This window comes from Citrobacter sp. wls613 (genome assembly GCF_005281195.1).
GTDB classification, from domain to species: Bacteria; Pseudomonadota; Gammaproteobacteria; order Enterobacterales; family Enterobacteriaceae; genus Citrobacter; species Citrobacter gillenii.
Window position 1 is genome coordinate 53167 of sequence record NZ_SZXN01000010.1, and the last position, 18822, is coordinate 71988.

The window sequence follows — 18822 nt, forward strand, 5'->3', positions numbered from 1 at the left end:
GCGCCTGTTTTTATTTAAGGTTAACGGGGTTAATGTGGCGCAGGCGGAAGTGTTGAATCTGGAAATGGGCGCTAAACAGGTTTTGCAGGAAACCTTTGGCTACCAACAGTTTCGCCCTGGTCAGGAAGAAATCATCGACACCGTGCTCTCTGGCCGCGACTGCCTGGTCGTTATGCCAACCGGTGGTGGTAAATCCCTTTGTTATCAAATTCCCGCATTACTGCTGAACGGCCTCACCGTTGTTGTCTCGCCGCTGATTTCCCTGATGAAAGACCAGGTCGATCAGCTGCTGGCAAACGGTGTAGCGGCGGCGTGCCTGAACTCCACCCAGAGCCGTGAACAGCAGCAAGAGGTGATGGCAGGCTGCCGTAGCGGGCAAATCCGCCTGCTGTACATTGCGCCCGAGCGCCTGATGCTGGATAACTTCCTTGATAATCTGGCGCACTGGAACCCGGTACTGCTGGCGGTAGATGAAGCGCACTGTATTTCCCAGTGGGGGCATGATTTCCGCCCGGAATATGCCGCGCTGGGTCAGCTGCGTCAGCGTTTCCCTGCACTGCCGTTTGTGGCGCTCACGGCCACCGCTGATGACACCACCCGGCTGGATATTGTGCGTCTGCTCGGGCTTAACGATCCCCTCATTCAGATCAGCAGCTTTGACCGTCCCAATATCCGCTACATGCTAATGGAGAAGTTTAAGCCGCTCGATCAGCTGATGCGCTACGTGCAGGAGCAACGCGGAAAGTCCGGCATTATTTACTGTAACAGCCGCGCGAAGGTTGAAGACACCGCGGCGCGTCTGCAAAGCCGTGGGATAAGCGCCGGAGCCTATCATGCCGGGTTGGACAACAACGTGCGCGCCGACGTGCAGGAGAAATTTCAGCGCGACGACCTGCAAATCGTTGTCGCGACCGTGGCGTTTGGCATGGGAATTAACAAACCCAACGTGCGCTTCGTGGTGCATTTTGATATCCCGCGTAATATCGAGTCCTACTATCAGGAAACCGGGCGTGCCGGGCGTGATGGCCTGCCCGCAGAAGCGATGCTGTTTTACGATCCGGCCGATATGGCGTGGCTCCGCCGTTGTCTCGAAGAGAAACCCGCCGGACAACTGCTGGATATCGAGCGTCACAAGCTCAACGCGATGGGGGCCTTTGCCGAGGCGCAAACCTGTCGTCGTCTGGTGCTGCTGAACTATTTTGGCGAAGGGCGTCAGGAGCCGTGCGGCAACTGCGATATTTGTCTCGATCCGCCAAAACAGTACGACGGCTTAATGGATGCGCGTAAAGCGCTGTCGACGATCTACCGCGTTAACCAACGTTTTGGTATGGGCTATGTCGTCGAGGTTCTGCGCGGGGCGAATAATCAGCGCATTCGTGAGATGGCGCATGACAAGCTGCCGGTCTACGGTATTGGTCGTGAACAGAGCCACGAACATTGGGTGAGCGTCATTCGCCAGCTGATTCACCTCGGACTGGTGACGCAGAATATTGCCCACCACTCCGCGTTGCAGTTAACCGAAGCTGCGCGTCCGGTACTGCGCGGCGTTGTGCCGCTACAGCTTGCCGTGCCGCGTATTGTGGCGCTTAAACCACGCGCAATGCAGAAATCCTTTGGCGGTAACTACGATCGTAAGCTGTTTGCCAAACTGCGTAAGCTGCGTAAAGCCATTGCCGATGAGGAGAATATCCCGCCGTATGTGGTCTTTAACGACGCCACGCTGATTGAAATGGCCGAGCAAATGCCGGTGTCACCGAGCGAAATGCTGAGCGTCAACGGCGTGGGAATGCGTAAACTTGAGCGTTTTGGCAAAGAGTTTATGGCACTTATCCGCGCACATGTTGATGGTGACGACGAAGAGTAGTCAGCCAGGCAAAAAAGTGCCAGGATGGTGACTCTCTGAACTATTTCCCCGCGAGTCATTTTTATGTTAACGCTATTTTTTACCGTTGCGTTGGTACACATCGTAGCGCTGATGAGTCCTGGCCCCGATTTTTTCTTTGTTTCGCAAACGGCCGTTAGCCGCTCGCGCAAAGAGGCGATGATGGGTGTGCTGGGTATTACCTGCGGCGTCATGGTCTGGGCGGGCGTGGCACTGCTCGGTCTGCATCTGATCATCGAAAAAATGGCCTGGCTGCACACTATTATTATGGTCGGCGGTGGTCTGTATCTGTGCTGGATGGGGTATCAGATGCTGCGCGGCGCGTTTAAAAAACAGGACGTTGCGGCACCCGCGCCGCAGGTTGAGCTGGCGCAGAGCGGTCGCAGTTTTTTAAAAGGTCTGCTGACCAACCTGGCGAATCCCAAAGCCATTATCTATTTTGGCTCCGTCTTTTCGCTGTTTGTCGGCGACAACGTCGGTACCGCTGCCCGTTGGGGTATTTTCGCGCTGATTATCGTCGAGACGCTGGCGTGGTTTACCGTGGTCGCCAGCCTGTTTGCGCTGCCGAAAATGCGTCGTGGCTATCAGCGTCTGGCGAAGTGGATTGACGGCTTTGCCGGCGCGTTATTCGCGGGCTTCGGCATTCATCTGATTATTTCGCGTTAACTTTGTTACCCGCCTGGGGGGCCCAGGCGGAATACGGTTTATTGCGCAAGCTTTTGTAATTCGTCCTTCGAAAGGCCGGTCATTTCCATAATTGCGTTGGTATCAAGACCCCGCTTGAGCATCGCTTTTGCGACATCTGTCAGAGCAATGCGCTTGCCCTCTTCGCGGCCTATTTGCTTTAGTTGATCCGCCATTGTCATCAATTTATCTCCATGCTGCGGCACACGTTGTGCCAGCTTATACAATAATGTCTGAACATCTTGTGTATTCCCTGCTTGCACCATGTAGTTTACCAGTACGGTTACTTGTTGTCCGCTCATCTTCTCCAGCGTAAACAGGCGGGTAAGTTTATCCAGCAACTGCGCCATGTCGCGCTGGCGAATATGTTTTTGTACTAACGTCAGTGCCGCCATACTGCGATGCTGCATGATCTCATCATCTGGAATAACCGTCACATCCACCAACGGAAACGGTGTGCTGTAAAGCTGACCGGCGGTAGCCGGATCCTCAAAGTGATCCAGCCAGCTCATTGAACCCTGCCAGGGGCTTTGCTTCCCATGGTAAAAAAGCACAGGAATGACCAGCGGCAGGCGGTCGTGTCCCGCTTCAAGGTGACGCTGCATGGCAGCGATAGCATAGCGCATTAGTCTAAACGACATATGTTTGTCTGGTGAGCTTTGGTGCTCAATGAGCACATGTACATAGCCGCAGCCGCTGGTCGTTTCGAGTGAATAAAGTATGTCACTGAAATAGGGACGTAGATCGTCCTCCACAAAGCTGCCTGATTCCAGATGTAGCGTTTCCAGTTTGCAGATTTTGAGTAACGAGGGCGGAAGATGGAGTTCGATAAAGTCCCGGGCGGTTTCTACACGGGAGAGGAAGGTCTTAAATACTGCGTCATGAGGTGTGGTTGCTTCCGCCATTGTTCATCATCCCTGAGTGGTGAATATGGCGGCATTCTGGCATTAGCACTCAACACCTGACAGCACAGAATAAAAGATGTTTCTCCCTTTGTAGCGAGTTTCGAGAAGTCATATAGCGATGTTCAGATCGTTCGCATTTCATTGCGAGCACGATTCCAGTTATCTAGGCATGCCGTGCTGACGCCAGCAGGGCACCTATCAGCATAAACAGCGAACCAAACACTTTGTTCAGCGCCTTCATTTGCTTTGGCCCTTTAATCCAGCCCGCAATGCGGGTGGCCAGCGTCGCATAACCGATCATCACAATAATATCGACCACGATGGTGGTCACGCCCAGCACCACGTACTGCATCAACTGCGGCTCCTGCGGCATGATGAACTGCGGGAACAGGGCGGCGAGAAATACAATGCTCTTTGGGTTGGTCAGGTTGACGAAGACGGCGCGCTTGAACAGGCGACTGCGTGATTGCGTATTGGCGATGGTGTTCAGGTCGATGGCTCCCGCCGCGCGCCATTGCTGAATGCCCAACCAGATAAGATAGGCTGCCCCCGCCCACTTTAGTACCTCAAAGGCGATCACTGACCGTGAGAATAGCGTTCCTAGCCCAACACCGACCAGCACGATATGAATGCCAAGCCCGGTCTGCAAACCGGCAATCGACGCCGCTGCTCCCCGATAACCATGGCTGATGGCGGTTGTCATGGTGTTGATCGCCCCTGAACCTGGCGACAAGCTCAAAACAATGGACGTCAGCAGGTAGGCGAACCACCATTCAAAGGTCATGAGAAACTCCCGACTTGTCTATTTTTATGCCACAATACGCTACTGCCGATGCGTTGTAACAGACTCGGCAAAAAAAACGATTTTACTTGGTCAACGAGGCTGGATACCCGATGTTTCAGCAGCAAAAAGACTGGGAAACAAGAGAAAACGCGTTTGCCGCTTTTTCCATGGGGCCACTGACAGATTTCTGGCGTCAGCGGGAGGAAGCGGAATTCACTGGCGTAGATAATGTTCCCGTACGCTTTGTTCGCTTTCGTGCAGAAAAAAACGATCGCGTCATCGTCGTTTGTCCCGGGCGCATAGAAAGCTACGTAAAATACGCTGAACTGGCGTATGACCTGTTTTATTCTGGTTTTGACGTCCTCATTATCGACCATCGTGGCCAGGGGCGTTCCGGGCGGATGCTCTCGGATCCGCACCGTGGCCATGTGGATAACTTTAATGACTATGTCGACGATTTGACCGCCTTCTGGCAGCAGGAAGTGCAGCCAGGTCCATGGAGAAAACGCTATATACTGGCGCATTCCATGGGAGGCGCTATTGCCACGCTGTTCCTGCAGCGCCACCCTAATCAGTGTGATGCTATTGCCCTCAGCGCCCCGATGTTCGGGATCGTGATGCGCTTTCCTGACTGGATGGTGCGCCATATTCTTGACTGGGCTGAAGGGTATCCGCGCATTCGCGAAGGCTATGCCATGGGGACCGGTCGCTGGCGGGCGTTGCCGTTTGGGATGAATGCGCTCACCCATAGCCGACAGCGCTATCGGCGTAATCTGCGCTTCTATGCTGATGATCCGCAGTTGCGCGTAGGCGGTCCGACCTATCATTGGGTGCGTGAAGGCATTCTGGCGGGTGAGCAGGTGTTGGCCGGGGCCGGAGATGATGCGACCCCGACGTTGCTTATTCAGGCTGAAGAAGAGCGTGTGGTGGATAACCGCATGCACTATCGTTTTTGTGAACTCCGCGCTGCAGCGGGCCATCCTGTAGAAGGAGGTCAACCGCTGGTCATAAAAGGCGCCTACCATGAGATCCTTTTTGAAAAGGACGCAATGCGCTCAGTCGCGCTCAACGCCATTGTTGAATTTTTCGACAGGCATAACTCATCCAGCGGACACCGCTTTGCTTAGAGGTTTAATTTTTTATGTATCAGGTAGTTGCATCTGATTTAGACGGTACGCTGCTTTCCCCCGACCATACCCTGTCCCCGTATGCCAAAGAGACGCTGAAACTGCTGACGGCTCGTGGTGTGAATTTTGTGTTTGCGACCGGCCGTCATCATATTGATGTAGGGCAAATTCGCGACAATCTCGGCATTAAGTCCTACATGATCACCTCCAACGGTGCGCGCGTACATGATACTGACGGGAATCTTGTGTTCTCGCATAACCTGGATCGCGACATTGCCAGCGATCTGTTTGGTGTGGTGAATGCAAACCCGGATATCGTGACCAACGTGTATCGCGACGATGAGTGGTTTATGAACCGCCATCGCCCGGATGAAATGCGTTTCTTTAAAGAAGCGGTGTTTAACTACTCGTTGTTTGAACCTGCGCTGCTGGAGCCGGAAGGCGTCAGTAAAGTGTTTTTCACCACCGACTCTCAAGAAATCCTGCTGCCGCTGGAGCAGGCGATTAACGCCCGTTGGGGTGATCGTGTGAACGTCAGTTTCTCCACGCTGACCTGTCTGGAAGTGATGGCGGGTGGCGTATCAAAAGGCCATGCGCTGGAAGCGGTGGCAAAAGCGATGGGCTTCAGCCTGAAAGACTGTATCGCCTTTGGTGACGGCATGAACGACGCCGAAATGCTATCGATGGCGGGAAAAGGCTGCATTATGGGTAATGCGCATCAGCGCCTGAAGGATCTGCACCCGGAGCTGGACGTGATCGGGCTTAATGCCGACGATGCCGTGCCGCATTATCTGCGAGAACTGTTTTTACAATAACGGAACCGCTCATTAGTTAGTCAGTTGTCAACCGTGAACTTCGCTACAATGGGTGTATCTTTTGTTCAGAGACATCTATTGTGGCGCTACTCATCATTACCACTATTCTGTGGGCCTTTTCCTTTAGCCTGTTTGGCGAGTACCTTGCCGGTCATGTCGATAGCTATTTTGCCGTGCTGGTGCGGGTCGGACTGGCTGCGCTGGTGTTCCTGCCATTCCTGCGTACCCGCGGCCACAGCGTAAAAACGATTGGTCTGTACATGCTGGTGGGTGCCATGCAGCTTGGCATCATGTATATGCTGAGTTTCCGTGCTTATTTGTACCTGACGGTTTCCGAGCTGCTGTTATTTACCGTCCTGACACCGCTCTATATCACACTGATTTATGACCTGATGAGCCGACGCCGTTTACGCTGGAGCTACGCGTTTAGCGCACTGCTGGCGGTGATTGGGGCGGGGATCATTCGTTACGATCAGGTGACCAGTCATTTCTGGACCGGTCTGCTGCTGGTACAGCTTTCTAACATCAGCTTTGCCATCGGCATGGTGGGCTATAAGCGTCTGATGGAAACCCGTCCCATGCCGCAGCACAACGCCTTTGCCTGGTTTTATATGGGGGCATTACTGGTGGCGGTCGTTGCCTGGCTTATAGTAGGGAATGCGCAAAAAATGCCTGAAACTTCGCTGCAGTGGGGGATTCTGGTGTTCCTTGGCGTGGCAGCATCGGGCATCGGTTACTTTATGTGGAACTACGGCGCGACGCAGGTAGATGCAGGCACACTGGGTATCATGAACAATATGCATGTGCCTGCGGGGCTGTTGGTTAATCTGGCCATCTGGCACCAGCAGCCTCACTGGCCAAGCTTCATCATTGGTGCGGCTGTTATAGTGGCCTCACTGTGGGTGCATCGAAAGTGGGTCGCTCCGCACTCCGCACAAACGGCAGGTGATCGCAGGCGTGATTCCGCGCTGAGCGAATAAATGCTTCCGTGACCGGCTGACGCTGCTCGCCATCGCGCACAGCGGCGTACAGTCGGCTCCACAATCCATCACCCAGTGTTTTGGTCACTACCAGGCCCTGGCGTTCAAAACTCTCCACTACCCAGTGCGGCAGCGCTGCAATACCCATTCTGGCGGCGACCATCTGGATCAGCAGCAGGGTGTTATCCACGCTCTTCAGCGACGGGCTAACGCCAGCAGGCTGCAGGAAATGCCGCCAGACATCCAGTCGGCTGCGCTGTACAGGATAAATCAACAGGGTTTCGCTGGCTAAATCTTCCGGCGTTACCTGCGTTTTGCTGGCCAGTGGGTGGTCGGGTGCCAGTATCAGACGGACTTCAAAATCAAACATCGGTGAATAGTGCAGGCCGCTGCGCGGCAGAATGTCAGATGTCATCACCAGGTCCAGCTCATCCTGCTGCAGGGCTGGTTGCGGATCGAAAGTCACACCGGATTTAAAATCCATCTCTACCTGTGGCCAGTTAGCACGGAAATTCTCCAGCGCGGGGGTCAGCCACTGAATACAGCTGTGACATTCAATGGCGATGCGCAGCCGGGTTTGCTGCGGTTCGTTGCATGCCTGAAGCGCGCGACCGATTTGTGGCAACACCTGATTGGCCAACTGCAACAAAATTTCACCCTGTGGCGTAAAACGTAGCGGCTGGCTTTTACGCACAAATAGCCGAAAGCCGAGGCGTTGTTCCAGATCGCTGAACTGGTGAGACAGGGCGGATTGGGTCTGATGCAACGTCGCTGCTGCGCCTGCCAGCGACCCACTGTTCCGCAACGCCTGTAGCGTTTTCAGATGCTTAATCTCGATCATGAAAGTCCTTCACTTCGGCATGAATAAATTGCGCTTGAGGAATATACAGTAACCGCCAATTATGGATGTGTAAACATCTGGACGGCTAAAATCCTTCGTCTTTTAAATTTATGGTGCGTTGGCTGCGTTTTTCCACCCCGGTCACTTACTTCAGTAAGCTCCCGGGGATGAGCAAACTTGCCGCCTTCCCTAAATTCAAAATCCATAGGATTTACATATAATTAGAGGAAGAAAAATGACAATATTGAATCACACCCTCGGTTTCCCTCGCGTTGGCCTGCGTCGCGAGTTGAAAAAAGCGCAAGAAAGCTACTGGGCGGGTAACGCCTCTCGTGAAGAATTGCTGGCAACGGGTCGCGAACTGCGCGCTCGTCACTGGGATCAACAAAAGCAAGCTGGCGTTGACCTGCTGCCAGTGGGCGATTTTGCCTGGTACGATCATGTGCTGACCACCAGTTTGCTGCTGGGTAACGTTCCGGCCCGTCATCAGAACAAAGATGGCTCTGTCGATATCGACACCTTATTCCGCATTGGCCGTGGTCGCGCACCGACCGGTGAACCGGCGGCAGCGGCAGAAATGACCAAATGGTTTAATACCAACTATCACTACATGGTGCCTGAATTTACCAAAGGTCAGCAGTTCAAACTGACCTGGACTCAACTGCTGGATGAAGTGGACGAAGCGCTGGCGCTGGGCCACAAAGTGAAGCCCGTCCTGCTGGGTCCGGTCACCTACCTGTGGCTGGGGAAAGTGAAGGGTGAGCAGTTTGATCGCCTGAGTCTGCTGAATGACATCCTGCCGGTTTACCAGCAGGTGCTAGCTGAGCTGGCGAAACGCGGTGTTGAGTGGGTACAGATTGATGAACCTGCGCTGGTGCTGGAGTTGCCCCAGGAATGGCTAAACGCCTTTAAACCGGCGTACGATGCGCTGACCGGGCAGGTGAAGCTGCTGCTGACTACTTATTTCGAAGGCGTGACGCCGAATCTGGATACCATCACCGCGCTGCCGGTACAGGGTCTGCACGTGGATCTGGTTCATGGTAAAGATGACGTAGCCGAGTTGCACTCGCGTTTGCCCGCTAACTGGCTGCTCTCCGCAGGCCTGATTAACGGCCGTAACGTCTGGCGCGCCGATCTGACCGAGAAATATGCACAGATTAAAGACATTGTCGGGAAACGTGAGCTGTGGGTCGCCTCCTCCTGCTCCCTGCTGCACAGTCCTATCGATCTGAGTGTCGAAACCCGCCTGGATGCCGAAGTGAAAAGCTGGTTTGCCTTCGCCCTGCAAAAGTGCGGTGAACTGGCGCTGCTGCGTGATGCGCTGAACAGCGGCGATACTACTGCACTGGTCGCGTGGAGTGCGCCAATTCAGGCGCGTCGTCAGTCAACCCGCGTCCACAATGCGGCTGTGGAAAAACGTCTGGCGGCAATCACCGCGCAGGACAGCCAGCGTACTCATGCTTACCCGGTACGTGCCGAAGCCCAGCGTGCGCGCTTTAACCTGCCAGCGTGGCCGACCACCACCATCGGTTCCTTCCCGCAAACCACGGAAATCCGCGGCCTGCGTCTGGATTTTAAAAAGGGTAACCTGGATGCGGGTAACTACCGCACCGGTATCGCCGAGCACATCAAACAGGCGATCGCTGAGCAGGAACGTTTAGGCCTGGACGTGCTGGTACACGGCGAAGCTGAACGTAACGACATGGTCGAATACTTTGGCGAGCATCTGGACGGTTTTGTCTTTACTCAGAATGGTTGGGTACAGAGCTACGGCTCCCGCTGCGTGAAGCCGCCGGTAGTGATTGGTGACGTGAGTCGTCCGGAAGCGATTACCGTTGAGTGGGCAAAATACGCCCAGTCGCTGACTGACAAACCGGTCAAAGGCATGCTGACAGGCCCGGTGACCATTCTTTGCTGGTCATTCCCGCGCGAAGATGTGACCCGCGAAACCATCGCTAAGCAGATTGCGCTGGCACTGCGTGACGAAGTCGCCGATCTGGAAGCCGCCGGTATTGGCATCATCCAGATTGATGAACCGGCGCTGCGTGAAGGTCTGCCGCTACGTCGTAGCGACTGGGCAGCGTATCTGGAATGGGGTGTCGAGGCCTTCCGCATCAACGCCGCAGTGGCGAAGGATGAAACGCAGATCCACACCCACATGTGTTACTGCGAGTTTAACGACATCATGGATTCCATCGCTGCGCTTGATGCCGACGTGATCACCATTGAAACCTCGCGTTCCGACATGGAGCTACTGGAATCGTTCGAAGAGTTCGACTACCCGAACGAAATCGGGCCGGGCGTGTACGACATTCACTCGCCAAATGTGCCAAGCGTGGAATGGATTGAAGCCCTGCTGAAGAAAGCGGAACAGCGTATCCCGGCTGAGCGTCTGTGGGTGAACCCGGACTGTGGTCTGAAGACGCGTGGCTGGCCGGAAACCCGCGCGGCGCTGGCGAACATGGTGAAAGCGGCGCAGAACCTGCGTCAGGCTTAATTCGGTGCCCGATCGCCGGGGGCGTTAACGCTTACCCGGCCAACAGGAACGTGCAAGTCGTTGTAAGCCCGGTAAGGCGTAGCCGCCACCGGGCGATTAACATTTATTTCTTCCCACCATATTGCGCAAACCACGCCAGCATTCTTTGCCAGCCGTCATTGGCGGACTCTTCGTGATAGCTCGGGCGATAATCCGCGTTAAAAGCATGCCCGGCATCGGGATACACCACGATTTCTGCTTTGGCATTCGCCGCGCGCAATGCCTGACGCATGGTTTCCACGCTTTCCTGCGAAATACTGGTGTCCTGCGCGCCATAAAGCCCCAACACGGGGGCGTTAAGATCGGTAGCGATATCGACAGGATACCTGGGCGAGTTCAGCGTTTTGTCGCCGACCAGTTTGCCATACCATGCCACTGCCGCTTTTAACTGCGGGTTGTGTGCGGCATACAGCCAGGTGATGCGTCCACCCCAGCAAAAACCAGTGATCATCAGTCGGTGTGCGTCACCACCGTTGCGTGAGGCCCAACTGGCGACGTGGTCCAGATCGGCCAGAACCTGAGAGTCCGGGACTTTGGCCACCAGGCCGCTTAACAGCGTTGAAATATCGGCAAAATCATTCGGATCGCCCTCGCGAAAGTAAAGCTCTGGAGCGACAGCCAGATACCCTTCCAGCGCCAGGCGGCGACAAATATCACGGATGTGTTCATGAACGCCAAAAATTTCCTGCACGACGATAACAACCGGTAGCGGACCTTCGCTGTGCTTCGGGCGTGCATGATACGCAGGCATATCATCGCCTTGAGACGGAATCGACGTTATTCCCGCGATGATTTCGTTATCCGGGGTGTGAACCGCCGTTGCTGCGGGTGGGGATACTGCAGGTGCAAAGCCAGATTGTCGTGTTGTTGCCATGGTATTCTCCGTACCCTTAAGTATTTAGCCAAATAGCGCATCATTAACTATAGACGCGTGCAACGAACCACATTGCCTTAAACGGTCTATCTTTTGTGCAAGGCTTGCCTGTATCGAACAGTTAATGTGACGTTCATCACTATTTGACGGTAATGAAATGCAATTGATTTACATCAAAGTGATGGCTGTCACGAAAATATGTTTATGCCTTCGGTAAAGTGTGTTTTTGCTTCTTCTGACAAAACCGATTCACAGAGGAGTTTTTATGTCTAAGTCTGATGTTTTTCATCTCGGCCTCACCAAGAACGATTTACAAGGGGCTACGCTTGCTATCGTCCCTGGCGACCCTGAGCGTGTGGAAAAGATCGCCGCGCTGATGGACAAGCCGGTTAAGCTGGCATCTCATCGCGAGTTCACTACCTGGCGTGCTGAGCTGGATGGTAAAGCTGTGATTGTCTGCTCTACCGGTATCGGCGGTCCGTCGACCTCTATCGCCGTAGAAGAACTGGCGCAACTGGGCATTCGTACCTTCCTGCGTATCGGTACGACCGGCGCTATTCAGCCGCATATCAACGTGGGCGACGTGCTGGTTACCACCGCGTCTGTCCGTCTGGACGGGGCGAGCCTGCACTTTGCACCGATGGAATTTCCGGCTGTTGCCGATTTCGAATGCACCACCGCGCTGGTGGAAGCCGCGAAATCTATTGGCGCGACTACCCACGTCGGCGTGACCGCCTCTTCAGATACCTTCTACCCAGGCCAGGAGCGTTATGACACCTTCTCTGGTCGCGTGGTGAGCCGTTTCAAAGGCTCGATGGAAGAGTGGCAGTCCATGGGCGTCATGAACTACGAAATGGAATCTGCTACGCTGCTGACCATGTGTGCAAGCCAGGGTCTGCGTGCCGGTATGGTTGCGGGTGTTATCGTTAACCGTACTCAGCAAGAAATCCCGAATGCTGAAACCATGAAGCAAACGGAAAGCCACGCGGTGAAAATCGTGGTAGAGGCTGCACGTCGCCTGCTGTAATTTTCTCTCCTTTCTGAAAAGGCCGACATGTTCGGCCTTTTTATTTTGCGCAGTACCTCGCAGGAAATTCCTTTTAAACTGGACGTTTATACAGCACAATTCTATTTTGTGCGGGTAAGTCGTTGCTGTAAGGGGGGCGTAGTGGATATTTCGATAATGATAAGTGCCGTCGTGGCGTTAGCTGCAGGGCTGCTTGTGGGCTGGCTTGCGACCAAAGCGCGTGCCGACCAAATCCGCGCGGATCTTATCGAAGAACGGCGTGAACTGGATATTGCGCTAAGCGCCGCACGTCAACAGCTGGCGCAGGAAGCCCACTGGCGCGACGAGTGCGAGCTACTCAACAACGAACTTCGCAGCCTGCAGAGTATTAACACTTCTCTGGAAGCCGATCTCCGGGAAGTCACCACGCGACTCGACGCGACGCAACAGCATGCGGAAGATAAAATCCGCCAGATGATCAACAGCGAACAGCGTCTGAGCGAACAGTTCGAAAACCTGGCAAACCGTATTTTTGAACACAGCAATCGTCGCGTTGATGAGCAAAATCGCCAAAGCCTGAATAGCTTGCTTACACCATTACGTGAACAGCTGGACGGTTTTCGCCGCCAGGTGCAGGATAGCTTTGGCAAAGAGGCGCAAGAGCGTCATACCCTGGCGCACGAAATTCGTAACCTCCAGCAACTGAACGCGCAGATGGCGCAAGAAGCGGTTAACCTGACACGGGCGCTGAAAGGCGATAACAAAACCCAGGGCAACTGGGGAGAAGTCGTACTCACGCGGGTACTGGAGGCGTCCGGTCTGCGCGAAGGCTATGAATATGAAACTCAGGTCAGCATAGAAAATGACGCACGATCGCGGATGCAGCCGGATGTTATTGTCCGATTGCCGCAGGGCAAAGACGTGGTGATCGATGCGAAAATGACGCTGGTGGCCTATGAACGCTACTTTAATGCAGAGGATGACTACACCCGCGAAAGTGCGTTACAGGAACATATCGCCTCCGTGCGTAACCATATTCGTCTGCTGGGCCGCAAAGACTACCAGCAGTTGCCGGGATTACGTACGCTTGACTATGTGCTGATGTTTATCCCGGTTGAGCCCGCTTTTCTGCTGGCGCTGGACAGGCAGCCCGAACTGATTACAGAAGCACTCAGAAATAATATTATGCTGGTAAGCCCGACCACGTTGTTGGTGGCATTGCGCACCATTGCTAATCTGTGGCGGTATGAGCATCAAAGTCGTAATGCGCAGCAGATCGCGGACCGGGCCAGCAAGCTTTATGACAAAATGCGGCTGTTTGTCGATGATATGTCAGCAATAGGTCAGAGCCTAGACAAGGCACAAGATAACTATCGGCAGGCGATGAAAAAATTGTCTTCAGGGCGTGGAAACGTTCTGGCTCAGGCAGAAGCGTTTCGTGGATTGGGTGTAGAAATTAAGCGTGAGATTAATCCTGAACTGGCTGAACAAGCCACGAGCCAGGATGAAGAGTTTCGTTTACGTTCGGTCCCCGAGGCGCAACAAGACGAGACTTACCCCGATGGAGAGGCGGTAAATCAGCAATCAAACTAGCCCGTTTGGGTTAGTTGAACCCGGTAGAAGGGTAGGGCAAATTGGCCCAATCTGTTACACTTCTCGAACATTTTTTGGATGAGCAGGCACTGAGATGGTGGATAATTCACAAGAAACGACGCACTTTGGCTTTCAGACCGTCGCTAAAGAGCAGAAAGCTGACATGGTGGCCCACGTTTTTCATTCTGTGGCGTCTAAATATGACGTTATGAATGACTTAATGTCATTTGGCATTCATCGTTTGTGGAAGCGCTTCACCATTGATTGCAGTGGCGTGCGCCGTGGGCAGACTGTCCTGGATTTAGCCGGTGGTACGGGCGATCTGACGGCGAAATTTTCTCGCATGGTCGGTGAAACCGGGAAAGTGGTTCTGGCGGATATCAATGACTCAATGCTCAAAATGGGTCGCGAAAAGCTGCGCAACATTGGCGTGATTGGCAACGTCGAGTATGTCCAGGCGAACGCGGAAGCATTGCCGTTCCCGGACAACACCTTTGACTGCATTACCATTTCGTTCGGCCTGCGTAACGTCACGGATAAAGACAAAGCACTGCGTTCTATGTATCGCGTGTTGAAGCCTGGTGGACGTTTACTGGTGTTGGAATTTTCCAAGCCGATTATCGAGCCGCTGAGCAAAGCGTATGACGCATACTCTTTCCATATTCTGCCGCGTATCGGTTCAATGGTGGCAAGCGATGCCGATAGTTACCGCTATCTGGCGGAGTCCATCCGTATGCATCCCGATCAGGACACGTTAAAAGCAATGATGCAAGATGCCGGGTTTGAAAGCGTTGATTACTACAACCTGACGGCAGGTGTTGTTGCGCTGCATCGTGGTTACAAGTTCTGACAGGAGATCGGGGATGCCTTTTAAACCCTTAGTGACCGCAGGCGTTGAAAATCTGCTCAACACCTTTCTGTATCGTTCACCGGCACTGAAATCAGCCAGAACGCGTTTGCAGGGCAAGGTGCTGCGTGTAGATCTCAAAGGATTTTCGACCCCGCTAGTCCTGGTGTTTAGCGAACGCCAGGTTGATGTACTGGGGGCATGGGAAGGCGAAGCTGATTGCACCGTGATCACGCATGCCAGCGTGTTACCAAAATTGCGCGATCGCCAGCAGCTCACGGCGCTTATCCGCAGCGGCGAGCTGGAAGTGCAGGGCGATATTCAAGTGGTGCAGAACGTTGTCGCGCTGGCAGACCTGGCGGAGTTCGATCCCGCAGAACTGCTTGCCCCTTATACTGGCGATATTGTTGCAGAAGGGATCAGCAAGACCCTGCGCGGTGGGGCTACGTTTTTATGCCGTACCGTTCAACGTCAGCAGCGTTATGTTGCCGAAGCGATCACCGAAGAGTGGCGCATGGCCCCGGGCCCGCTGGAAGTTGCATGGTTTGCCGAAGAAACCGCTGCCGTTGAGCGTGCGGTCGACTCCCTGGCCAAACGGCTGGAAAAACTGGAGGCCAAATGACGCCAGGTGAAGTACGGCGCCTTTATTTCATCATTCGCACTTTCTTAAGCTACGGTCTTGATGAACTCATCCCCAAAATGCGTATTACGCTGCCGCTTAGGTTGTGGCGCTACACGTTGTTCTGGATGCCAAACCGACATAAAGATAAACCGCTGGGTGAAAGGCTGAGACTGGCTTTGCAGGAGCTGGGACCGGTGTGGATCAAGTTTGGTCAAATGCTTTCCACCCGCCGCGACCTTTTTCCTCCGCAAATCGCCGATCAGCTTGCACTGCTGCAGGACCGGGTGGCCCCATTCGATGGGCAACGCGCAAAACAACAAATCGAAGAAGCAATGGGCGGACTCCCTGTTGAAGAATGGTTTGATGATTTTGACATCACTCCACTGGCATCTGCGTCTATTGCACAGGTACACACTGCGCGACTGAAATCGAACGGCAAAGAGGTCGTGATCAAGGTCATTCGCCCGGATATTCTGCCGGTCATCAGAGCCGATTTAAAACTGATCTATCGCCTTGCTCGCTGGGTGCCTCGCTTGCTGCCGGATGGTCGCCGCCTGCGGCCAACGGAAGTGGTGCGTGAATATGAAAAAACGCTGATCGATGAGCTGAATCTGCTGCGCGAGTCGGCGAACGCGATTCAGCTGCGGCGTAATTTTGAAGACAGCCCGATGCTGTACATCCCGGAAGTGTATTCCGACTATTGCAGTCAGAACATGATGGTGATGGAGCGTATTTACGGTATCCCTGTTTCAGATGTTGCCGCCCTTGAGAAGAACGGCACCAATATGCAACTGTTGGCTGAGCGTGGCGTTCAGGTCTTCTTTACTCAGGTATTCCGCGACAGCTTTTTCCATGCGGATATGCACCCTGGGAATATTTTTGTTAGCTATGAACACCCTGAGAACCCGAAATATATTGGCATTGACTGCGGGATTGTCGGTTCGTTGAATAAAGAAGATAAGCGCTACCTGGCGGAAAACTTTATCGCGTTCTTTAACCGCGACTACCGCAAGGTTGCCGAGTTGCACGTAGATTCTGGCTGGGTTCCGCCGGACACCAACGTCGAAGAATTTGAATTTGCTATTCGTACCGTGTGTGAACCGATATTTGAAAAACCGCTGTCGGAAATTTCATTTGGTCACGTGCTGTTGAACCTGTTTAACACCGCACGTCGGTTTAATATGGAAGTCCAGCCGCAACTGGTGCTGTTACAGAAGACATTGTTGTATGTTGAGGGCGTTGGTCGACAGCTGTATCCGCAGTTAGATTTATGGAAAACAGCCAAGCCATTTCTGGAGTCGTGGATTAAAGATCAGGTCGGTATTCCTGCGCTTGTCAGGGCTTTTAAAGAAAAAGCACCGTTCTGGGTCGAAAAAATGCCAGAAATACCTGAACTTGTGTATGACAGTTTGCGCCAGGGCAAATATTTACAACACAGTGTTGATAAGATTGCGCGCGAGCTTCAGGCGAATCATGTTCGTCAGGGACAATCCCGTTATTTATTGGGTATTGGCGCAACGCTGCTGCTAAGTGGGACATTCTTGCTGGTAAGCCGTCCTGAGTGGGGTTTGATGCCTGGCTGGCTAATGGCGGGTGGCGTCATTGCCTGGCTGATAGGCTGGCGCAAAATGCGCTGAATTTTTCATCGCTCAAGGCAGGTCGTGTAACGTATACTACGGTCTTATTAATTCATCATCTATAACAGAGGAACATGTATGGGTGGTATCAGTATCTGGCAGTTGTTGATCATTGCCGTCATCGTTGTACTGCTATTCGGCACCAAGAAACTCGGCTCCATCGGTTCCGATCTTGGCGCGTCAATCAAAGGCTTCAAAAAGGCGATGGGTGATGATGAACCTAAGCAAGATAAAACCAGCCAGGACGCTGATTTTACTGCTAAATCCATCACCGATAAGCAGGGTGAAGTGAAAAAAGAAGACGCCAAAAGCCACGATAAAGAGCAGGTATAATCCGTGTTTGATATCGGTTTTAGCGAACTGCTATTGGTGTTCGTGATTGGCCTCATTGTTCTGGGGCCACAACGACTGCCGGTGGCGGTAAAAACGGTCGCGGGTTGGGTTCGTGCATTGCGCTCTCTTGCAACGACGGTTCAGAATGAACTGACCCAGGAGCTTAAGCTTCAGGAGTTTCAGGACAGCCTGAAAAAAGTTGAGAAAGCGAGCCTGACAAATCTGACGCCGGAGCTGAAAGCTTCGATGGATGAATTGCGTGAAGCTGCGGAGTCGATGAAGCGTTCTTACAGCGCTAACGACCCTGAGAAAGCCAGCGATGAAGCCCACACTATCCATAATCCGGTAGTGAAAGGGAGCGAAGCGCAGCATGAGGGGGTTACCCCGGCTACGGCTGAAGCGCAGGCCAGCTCGCCAGAGCAAAAACCGCAATCCACGGGTGCTAGTACGCCGGAACCGACGGAAGCCGCTTCCGTAACGTTGATGGACGCAGAAAAGAAATCCGCCGCGCCTGTTGTCGAATCCTCCCCTTCGTCGAGTGATAAACCGTAAACATGGCTGTAGAAGATACTCAACCGCTCATCACGCATTTGATTGAGCTGCGTAAGCGACTCCTGAACTGCATTATTGCGGTTCTGGTGATCTTTCTGGCGTTGGTTTATTTTGCCAACGACATTTACCATATGGTTGCGGCACCGCTGATCAAGCAAATGCCGCAGGGTGCGACGATGATCGCCACAGATGTGGCCTCGCCGTTCTTTACCCCGATCAAGCTCACCTTTATGGTGTCGCTGATCCTGTCAGCGCCAGTGATCCTGTACCAGGTATGGGCATTTATTGCTCCCGCGTTATATAAGCATGAACGCCGCCTTGTTGTGCCGCTGCTGGTTTCAAGTTCGCTGCTGTTCTATATCGGCATGGCATTTGCCTACTTTGTCGTCTTCCCGCTGGCGTTTGGTTTCCTTGCCAATACAGCTCCGCAGGGCGTACAGGTGTCGACGGATATTGCCAGCTACCTCAGCTTCGTAATGGCACTTTTCATGGCCTTTGGGGTCTCTTTCGAGGTTCCCGTTGCCATTGTGCTGCTGTGCTGGATGGGTATTACGACGCCTGACGAATTACGTAAAAAACGTCCTTATGTTGTCGTCGGCGCCTTTGTCGTGGGGATGTTACTGACGCCGCCGGATGTCTTCTCGCAAACGCTGTTGGCCATACCGATGTACTGCCTGTTTGAAGTCGGCGTTTTCTTCTCCCGTTTCTATGTCGGTAAGCGACGTACGCGAGACGAAGATAACGAGGCGGAGAACGAGAAAGCTGAAGCTGCCGATAAAACCGAAGAATAAATTCAACCGCCCG

Annotated in this window: 18 protein-coding genes; 14 read left to right on the top strand and 4 right to left on the bottom strand. The window is 53.5% G+C overall.

Going from position 1 to position 18822, the window contains the following annotated elements; all coding sequences use genetic code 11:
* The first annotated feature begins 34 nt into the window (after positions 1–34).
* Complete coding sequence (recQ, locus tag FDX01_RS02050) at positions 35–1864, top strand: ATP-dependent DNA helicase RecQ (RefSeq protein WP_115259840.1); 1830 nt, start codon at positions 35–37, stop codon at positions 1862–1864.
* Positions 1865–1927: 63 nt separating this feature from the next.
* Complete coding sequence (rhtC, locus tag FDX01_RS02055) at positions 1928–2548, top strand: threonine export protein RhtC (protein WP_096758919.1); 621 nt, start codon at positions 1928–1930, stop codon at positions 2546–2548.
* A 38-nt stretch (positions 2549–2586) separates the two neighbouring features.
* Here rhtC and FDX01_RS02060 read toward each other — a convergent pair whose 3' ends face one another.
* Both FDX01_RS02060 and rhtB read right to left on the bottom strand, forming a co-directional pair.
* On the bottom strand, positions 2587–3471 hold the full coding sequence (locus FDX01_RS02060) for an Rpn family recombination-promoting nuclease/putative transposase (RefSeq protein WP_137399140.1): 885 nt from the start codon (positions 3469–3471) through the stop codon (positions 2587–2589).
* Between the two features lie 163 nt (positions 3472–3634).
* Positions 3635–4255, bottom strand: a complete 621-nt coding sequence (rhtB, locus tag FDX01_RS02065; RefSeq protein WP_096758918.1) for a homoserine/homoserine lactone efflux protein — start codon at positions 4253–4255, stop codon at positions 3635–3637.
* Positions 4256–4365: 110 nt separating this feature from the next.
* Here rhtB and pldB point away from each other — a divergent pair, with 110 nt between their 5' ends.
* From pldB to FDX01_RS02080, 3 genes are all read left to right on the top strand, one after another.
* Entirely contained in the window at positions 4366–5382 is a 1017-nt protein-coding gene (gene pldB / locus FDX01_RS02070) for a lysophospholipase L2 (RefSeq protein WP_096758917.1), read from the top strand.
* Between the two features lie 14 nt (positions 5383–5396).
* Positions 5397–6197 (top strand): sugar/pyridoxal phosphate phosphatase YigL, encoded by an 801-nt coding sequence (yigL, locus tag FDX01_RS02075; protein WP_137399141.1) that lies wholly within the window; start codon positions 5397–5399, stop codon positions 6195–6197.
* 80 nt (positions 6198–6277) lie between these two features.
* A complete protein-coding gene (locus FDX01_RS02080) occupies positions 6278–7177 on the top strand; it encodes a carboxylate/amino acid/amine transporter (protein WP_115259838.1) in 900 nt (299 codons plus the stop codon).
* On the opposite strand, the gene metR is transcribed toward FDX01_RS02080, so the two are convergent.
* Positions 7080–8018, bottom strand: coding sequence for an HTH-type transcriptional regulator MetR (gene metR, locus FDX01_RS02085; protein ID WP_115259837.1), 939 nt, complete (start codon positions 8016–8018; stop codon positions 7080–7082). The two genes, FDX01_RS02080 and metR, sit on opposite strands and share 98 nt — an antisense overlap.
* Before the next feature lie 235 nt (positions 8019–8253).
* Between metR and metE the strand changes: the two genes are divergently transcribed.
* The gene (gene metE, locus FDX01_RS02090; protein ID WP_137399142.1) at positions 8254–10515 is read left to right on the top strand and encodes a 5-methyltetrahydropteroyltriglutamate--homocysteine S-methyltransferase; all 2262 of its coding nucleotides are present in this window, start codon (positions 8254–8256) and stop codon (positions 10513–10515) included.
* 103 nt (positions 10516–10618) lie between these two features.
* Here metE and FDX01_RS02095 read toward each other — a convergent pair whose 3' ends face one another.
* Complete coding sequence (locus FDX01_RS02095; RefSeq protein WP_137399143.1) at positions 10619–11428, bottom strand: dienelactone hydrolase family protein; 810 nt, start codon at positions 11426–11428, stop codon at positions 10619–10621.
* A 265-nt stretch (positions 11429–11693) separates the two neighbouring features.
* Between FDX01_RS02095 and udp the strand changes: the two genes are divergently transcribed.
* The 8 genes from udp to tatC all read left to right on the top strand — a co-directional run bounded on the left by udp (position 11694) and on the right by tatC (position 18809).
* Positions 11694–12455: a uridine phosphorylase gene (udp, locus tag FDX01_RS02100; RefSeq protein ID WP_003828923.1), complete on the top strand. Its 762-nt coding sequence runs from the start codon at positions 11694–11696 to the stop codon at positions 12453–12455.
* A 141-nt stretch (positions 12456–12596) separates the two neighbouring features.
* On the top strand, positions 12597–14027 hold the full coding sequence (rmuC, locus tag FDX01_RS02105) for a DNA recombination protein RmuC (protein WP_115259834.1): 1431 nt from the start codon (positions 12597–12599) through the stop codon (positions 14025–14027).
* A gap of 94 nt (positions 14028–14121) precedes the next feature.
* A complete protein-coding gene (gene ubiE, locus FDX01_RS02110) occupies positions 14122–14877 on the top strand; it encodes a bifunctional demethylmenaquinone methyltransferase/2-methoxy-6-polyprenyl-1,4-benzoquinol methylase UbiE (protein WP_096758910.1) in 756 nt (251 codons plus the stop codon).
* A gap of 13 nt (positions 14878–14890) precedes the next feature.
* Positions 14891–15496 (top strand): ubiquinone biosynthesis protein UbiJ, encoded by a 606-nt coding sequence (gene ubiJ / locus FDX01_RS02115; RefSeq protein ID WP_115259833.1) that lies wholly within the window; start codon positions 14891–14893, stop codon positions 15494–15496.
* A complete protein-coding gene (gene ubiB / locus FDX01_RS02120; RefSeq protein ID WP_115259832.1) occupies positions 15493–17133 on the top strand; it encodes a ubiquinone biosynthesis regulatory protein kinase UbiB in 1641 nt (546 codons plus the stop codon). The genes ubiJ and ubiB overlap by 4 nt, the downstream gene beginning before the upstream one ends.
* Before the next feature lie 78 nt (positions 17134–17211).
* Entirely contained in the window at positions 17212–17466 is a 255-nt protein-coding gene (gene tatA, locus FDX01_RS02125) for a Sec-independent protein translocase subunit TatA (protein WP_096758907.1), read from the top strand.
* A gap of 3 nt (positions 17467–17469) precedes the next feature.
* Positions 17470–18018 carry a Sec-independent protein translocase protein TatB gene (tatB, locus tag FDX01_RS02130; RefSeq protein ID WP_096758906.1) on the top strand — a complete coding sequence of 183 codons (549 nt, stop codon included), beginning with the start codon at positions 17470–17472 and terminating at the stop codon, positions 18016–18018.
* Positions 18019–18020: 2 nt separating this feature from the next.
* Positions 18021–18809 (top strand): Sec-independent protein translocase subunit TatC, encoded by a 789-nt coding sequence (tatC, locus tag FDX01_RS02135; RefSeq protein ID WP_096758905.1) that lies wholly within the window; start codon positions 18021–18023, stop codon positions 18807–18809.
* Positions 18810–18822: the final 13 nt, after the last annotated feature.